The sequence below is a fragment of the Ferdinandcohnia sp. GQ5 genome (assembly GCF_059759275.1).
Genome location: NZ_JCAXEW010000008.1, coordinates 209,176 through 215,346 on the forward strand (window position 1 = coordinate 209,176; position 6,171 = coordinate 215,346).

Here is a 6,171-nt window from a genome sequence, read left to right on the forward strand (position 1 = left end):
CCGGAGGCTGATTAACTTTATTCAGCTTCGGATGAATAAAGTTAATCAATCCCTTTATACATTTTTAATCGGATAGCTCGGGATTTAGTACGTGTGATTTTTTGAATATAAAAAAAGAAGGAATCCGTACAGGATTCCCTCTTTAGCATTTGATTACAATCCACATTTAAGTTGTGCATTACAGTTAGTACATGTGTTACATCCACCAAGGTCTTCTACCGTACCTTGACGGCAAACTGGACAAGTGTCGCCAACTTCAGAACCGATTGTAACATCAGTTTGACGTAAATCAATGACAGTATCCATTAGGACTACACGATTTTTTGGCTTTTCTTCTTCAGTTGTAACTTCAGCTTCTTCAAATGTGTTTTCTTCCGCCTTAAGCGTAAGAACTTGAGCATCACGGCTTCCATCTACGTATACTGTACCACCTTTTGCTCCACCTTTGTAGAGGCGCTCATATACAGCTTCTACTTGAGAAACAGTGTAGCCTTTTGGTGCGTTAACAGTTTTACTGATTGAGCTGTCAATCCAACGTTGGATGACACATTGTACATCTGCATGTGCTTCTGGTGAAAGTTCCATTGCAGAAACGAACCAGCTAGGCAGGTTGTTAGGATCTGCTTCTGGGTGTTTATCTAAATATTCTTGAACGATATCCGCTTTTACTTCAATAAACTTACCTAAACGTCCACTTCTAAAATAAGAGAATGAGAAGTAAGGTTCTAAACCTGTTGAAACGCCAACCATTGTCCCAGTACTGCCTGTAGGAGCGACGGTTAATAAGTGTGAGTTACGAATTCCGTGTTGTTTAATGCCTTCTTTGATATCTTCTGGCATCTTTTGCATGTATCCAGTATTAATTAAAGCTTCTCTGATACGATTGCCATCCTCTAGTGAATTACCTTCTAAGAATGGGAAGCTGCCTTTTTCTTTTGCAAGTTCAATTGATGCACGATAAGCAGTTGTTGCAATTGTTTCGAACACTTCGTCAACTAACTTATTTCCTTCTTCAGAACCATATTCAGTTTCGCAATAGATAAGTAGGTCGTGTAATCCCATAACCCCAAGACCAACTCGGCGCTCACCTAATGCTTGCTTTTTATTTGCTTCTAAGAAGTATGGAGTTGCATCAATTACGTTATCCTGCATTCTTACTCCAACTTCAACAGTTTGCTTTAGTTTCTCAAAGTTAACAGTCTTTGTGTCTTTATCAACCATTTCAGCTAAGTTAACCGCTGCAAGGTTACATACTGAATAAGGTGCGAGAGGTTGCTCCCCACAAGGATTTGTTGCAACAACTTTTTGACCATAGCTTTGTGCATTAGTCATGTCGTTTGCATTATCGATGAAGAAAATTCCTGGTTCTGCAGCGTACGTTGCGCAGATATTGATTAAGTTCCAAAGATCTCTTGCTTTGATTTTACGGTACACACGTACTTTATGGCCAAGTTTTTCCCACTCACGTACGTCCCCAACCTTGTGCCATTCTTCATTGTAGATTTTCATTTCTTCTTCATTGTAGCTTTCAACATCCGGGAATTTAAGTTCATATAACCCGTCTTCTTCAACAGCTTGCATGAAGTCTTTAGTAATACAAACGGAAATGTTTGCACCCGTTAAGAACTCTGGATTATGAACACTGTAAGTTCCGCCAGTCACTATTTTTTGTTCAGCATCTTTAATGATTTTTTCACTAAAACCACCATAACCAGGAATTTGCTTGTAATTTACAATTCCTTGATACATTTGAATTTCCTGTTCCGTGAATGGAGTGAACTTTAGCTTTTCTTGAGCATATTTTTTAATTGTTGCATCTTGTGTATTTTCCATTAAATAACGAAGAATTCTTGGATTTTGCATCTTCGAAATGATGAATTCAATAATGTCAGGGTGATCAGATTGAAGCATGATCATTTGAGCTCCCCTGCGCGAACCACCTTGCTCAACTAGATGTGTAAGTTTCGCAATGTCATCAAGCCATGAAACGGAACCAGATGACTTACCGTTTACACCGCGTGCTAGTGTGTTGCGTGGGCGTAGTGTAGAACCGTTTGTTCCGACACCGCCACCACGGCTCATGATTTCCATAACCTGTTTTCGGTGCTCAGAGATACCTTCACGAGAATCCTGTACATATGGCATTACGTAACAGTTAAAGTACGTAACATCAGTATCCGCACCAGCTCCGTAAAGAACACGTCCAGCTGGAATGAAGTTTAGATTTACAAGCTCTTGATAGAACTTTTCAAACCATTCTTTGCGCTTCTCCTCCGTTTTCTCTACTGCAGCTAAACCAGTGGCATTTCTTTTTGCAATTTGCTCATAGAAAATTTCAAGAGGCTTCTCGATAACATCAAGTGAACGATTAACAATACCTGTCTCAATTTCTTCTGGCTTGTCCAACACGCCACGATACTCTTCTTCAACAAGCACCTGTGCTGTCTTCTGTTCCCAATCAATGTCAATGATGAAACCTAAACCACGAGCTGGAAACTTTGGATCTTCCTTGATTGTTAGAACAACAAAGTCACCTTCTGCCAGAGTAATTTTTTCGGTATCCTTAAATGTATACCGATCAAGCATTACGAGCCTTGATACGCCCTTGTGGGTAATCTTCATGTCCTCCGTAATTGGATGGACTTGAGGAAAAAGGCGTATATCCTGGTTCAGCCTTTCAACATTCATATTCATTTTTTCTAGCACAACAGTCATTCCCACATCTCCCTTTAAAATCTATTAATCTACATAAGGTTTATTTTTTATATGATAAAATTAAAGTACCATATATCTATTTGAAAGACAATAAAAAAATCAATATATAGTGTTAAAATAATTTTCGACACTACTATATATTGATTTTTAGATAAATAAAATCTTTTTTGTCAAACTGAAAATAGTATAAGATATAAAGTAAAACAGAGGAAAATCTAGGTAAACTAAATTATTTCATCTTTTTTGAAGAATTTTGTCGGTTGATTTTTCCCTTAAAAGAACAAACCTAATAATACCAAGGATAGGTCTTTTAGCCAAGTAAAAAACGACTAAAAAAGTCGTTATCGTTTAAAATTCCATTCATCTGTTTTATAGCGTTTCTCTGCAATCCCATGAACATAATCCAATTCCTCATCAGTCAAATGATAAGGTTCAAGTACTATATTTAGTCCTTCCTCAAAACCTTCTTTAAAAGCCTGTTTGGCTTCATCAATCGTAACCGGATTCTCCCTTAATGCATTGATTGCAACTGCTTTATTTTTAAAATTCCGTTGCATTCTTTCCCTTACACGCTCACTCGGATATTTAAATAGGTCAAATAATTTATCCTCATCTATATCTAGTAGAATTGATCCGTGCTGAAGAATGACACCCTTCTGTCTCGTTTGAGCACTCCCGGCTACCTTTCTTCCTTCGACAACAAGTTCGTACCAGGAAGGTGCATCGAAACAAACTGCAGAACGTGGATTTTTTAAGCCTTCTCGTTCTTCGCTCGTTTTTGGAACTGCAAAATAAGCATCGAGACCCAACTTTCGAAAGCCCTGTAAGATTCCTTCTGAGATAACACGATATGCTTCAGTTACCGTGTGTGGCATCTCAGGATGCTCTTCCGATACAATCACACTATAAGTTAACTCTTTATCATGTAGAACCCCTCTACCACCCGTTGGTCGACGAACAAAACCAAGACCATATTTTTTGACAGCTTCTAAATCGATTTCTCTTTCTACCTTTTGAAAATAACCTATTGAAAGAGTCGGTGGATTCCAGCCATAAAAACGAATGGTTGGAGGAATTTTACCCTCACTGTTCCAATCAAGCAATGCTTCATCTAAAGCCATATTAAACTCAGGGGAACAATCGCCTGAATCAATAAATCTCCATACCTCTTTTCCCATACTAAACCCTCTTTAATCAAAAATTATCAACCTCCCTTAGTCTATCAGAACAAAATTGAAATTCAAAATCAAATACTCCAGAGAATTCCTTTGATTCTTTTAAGTCACACGAATATAATAGAAAATGAGAGATAGAAAAAGGAGTAGATTGATTTTGGAAATACTTTTAATTGTTTTGGGTGCAATCATCGCATACGCTATATTTACATTCTTCTACCAGCGTAAAATCGTAACTGTTTTAACTGAGGAACAGTTCCGCGAAGGATATCGTAAAGCACAACTAATTGATGTACGTGAACCAAACGAATTTGACGGGGGTCATATTCTAGGCGCACGTAATATACCATTATCCCAAATGAAACAACGTTTAACAGAAATCAGACCTGATAAACCAGTCTACTTGTACTGCCAAAACACGGTTCGTAGTGGTCGTGCAGCCCAATTACTTCGTAGAAAAGGGTACAAAGACCTTTACCAACTTCAAGGCGGCTTTAAAAAGTGGTCAGGTAAAATAAAGAAAAAATAACCTATTCCATTTTTGGAGTAGGTTTTTTCATGTTATATAATAAACTATGGAAAGAAATAACTCGAGGTGATACATTGAACATTTCGAAAGGACTTTACCACACCATCTACCACCCAAGATTGGTGATCATCCCACTCATCGTTCATGTGATTCAAACTTTCATAGGAGTCTTAGGTATCTACTTTGGTTTTACCCTATTTTCTATTGATACCCAATTTCCCTATGCAATTCCGGTATTAAATAATGAGATTCTTTCTATATATGGACCCTATACTAACAACTGGCTACTAACTAGTATTGCTACCATAATAATGCTACTAATAAAAAGCTACGCGCTCAGCATGTATCTTGGAGCCATGAAATGCTTTTTAGAAGGACCTGATAATACATATTCAATATTAAAAATTGCACCCTATTATTTTAAAAGAATGATACAATTTTCAATACTCGAACTCCTATTATGTAGCATAATCTTTCAACTAACTCATACTTTTTGGCCATTAGCAATCATAGTTATTTTCGTTGTACTTATATTCTCATTAACTCCATACATAGTTGTATTAGAAGATACAACGGTTAGGGATGCGATTGTAAAATCACCCAAGCTATTGCTAACAAACCTTGGTGCCTTATTATGGATAGCACTAGTGTCACTAATCTTGACAATTTTACTAACAAGACTTCCTTTTGCAAATATGAAAGTCGAATATTACATTGTTTCACTTCTATATAGTTTTATTGGCACCACTATGATCTTTGCTGTCATGAATTGTTTATATAAAAGCATTTACACATTCAGTCTGCCTTTTAAGAAAGTTAAAAAATCGAGAAAGTATTTTCCGCCACTCTGGATTGCAGCACTACTTTTACCATTATTAGGGGCTTTGTTGGTTAACGGATAAGGGGAGGGTAGGGTGAGAACAGTTCAGTAGTTTTGTTATTAGCCCGCCCCTCTGTGTTAGTATCAATGGTAACATTGCCCTCCCATCTGTTGTAACCCTATCGTCAAACGGCATGATTTAAGCACTTTGAGTTACTCTTTTATTAAACTTTGAAAAAAGGTATAGCTGATTACTTTGCACGCCTTTTGTCCTTCTCAATTACAGAAACGGAACGAATAGCCCTTTACAGATATGATTTCCCCTAATTTTATCCAGTTGTTGCCTTCATTTTGATGCATACTGAGTTCGTATTTAACATTTTTTACCAGGAACGAACTTCTTTCTAATGTTTGCTGGTTTGGGGTTACCTAATTTTATCCAATTGCATACCTCTTTCTGGTGTTTTCTAGTTTAGCTTTCCCTAATTTTATCCAGTTGCGTACCTCTTTCTGGTGTTTTCTAGTTTGGCTTTCCCTAATTTTATCCAATTGCATACCTCTTTCTGGTGTTTTCTAGTTTGGCTTTCCCTAATTTTATCCAGTTGCGTACCTCTTTCTGGTGTTTTCTAGTTTAGATTTCCCTAATTTTATCCAGTTGCGTACCTCTTTCTGGTGTTTTCTAGTTTAGCTTTCCCTAATTTTATCCAGTTGTGTACCTCTTTCTGGTGTTTACTAGTTTGGCTTTCCCTAATTTTATCCAGTTGTGTACCTCTTTCTTTATATTACTGTTTAAAAAACTGTCACGCACCAACACAAACAAAAAAAGACCAACCACAATGGTTGATCTTTCATTTGCCTAGCGACGTCCTACTCTCACAGAGACAAAGTCCCAACTACCATCGGCGCAAGAGCTTACCTTCCGTGTTCGGTGG

4 protein-coding genes are annotated in these 6,171 nt (G+C 37.4%); 2 read left to right on the top strand and 2 right to left on the bottom strand.

Annotated elements, in window-relative coordinates; all coding sequences use genetic code 11:
• Positions 1-153 precede the first annotated feature (153 nt).
• Entirely contained in the window at positions 154-2,715 is a 2,562-nt protein-coding gene (locus AC6CHV_RS12265) for a vitamin B12-dependent ribonucleotide reductase (protein ID WP_498078965.1), read from the bottom strand.
• A gap of 341 nt (positions 2,716-3,056) precedes the next feature.
• The gene (gene lipM, locus AC6CHV_RS12270) at positions 3,057-3,893 is read right to left on the bottom strand and encodes an octanoyltransferase LipM (protein WP_341330904.1); all 837 of its coding nucleotides are present in this window, start codon (positions 3,891-3,893) and stop codon (positions 3,057-3,059) included.
• A 124-nt stretch (positions 3,894-4,017) separates the two neighbouring features.
• Here lipM and AC6CHV_RS12275 point away from each other — a divergent pair, with 124 nt between their 5' ends.
• Together AC6CHV_RS12275 and AC6CHV_RS12280 are read left to right on the top strand one after the other, a co-directional pair.
• A complete protein-coding gene (locus AC6CHV_RS12275; protein WP_121449708.1) occupies positions 4,018-4,419 on the top strand; it encodes a rhodanese-like domain-containing protein in 402 nt (133 codons plus the stop codon).
• A 29-nt stretch (positions 4,420-4,448) separates the two neighbouring features.
• Entirely contained in the window at positions 4,449-5,321 is an 873-nt protein-coding gene (locus AC6CHV_RS12280; protein WP_341330903.1) for a hypothetical protein, read from the top strand.
• The last annotated feature ends 850 nt before the right edge of the window (positions 5,322-6,171 follow it).

Bases quoted from the DNA above. Each gene is read 5' to 3' on its own strand.
- AC6CHV_RS12265 (WP_498078965.1), bottom strand. From the start codon at position 2,715: ATGACTGTTGTGCTAGAAAAAATGAATATGAATGTTGAAAGGCTGAAC.
- lipM (WP_341330904.1), bottom strand. From the start codon at position 3,893: ATGGGAAAAGAGGTATGGAGATTTATTGATTCAGGCGATTGTTCCCCT.
- AC6CHV_RS12275 (WP_121449708.1), top strand. From the start codon at position 4,018: ATGAGAGATAGAAAAAGGAGTAGATTGATTTTGGAAATACTTTTAATT.
- AC6CHV_RS12280 (WP_341330903.1), top strand. From the start codon at position 4,449: ATGTTATATAATAAACTATGGAAAGAAATAACTCGAGGTGATACATTG.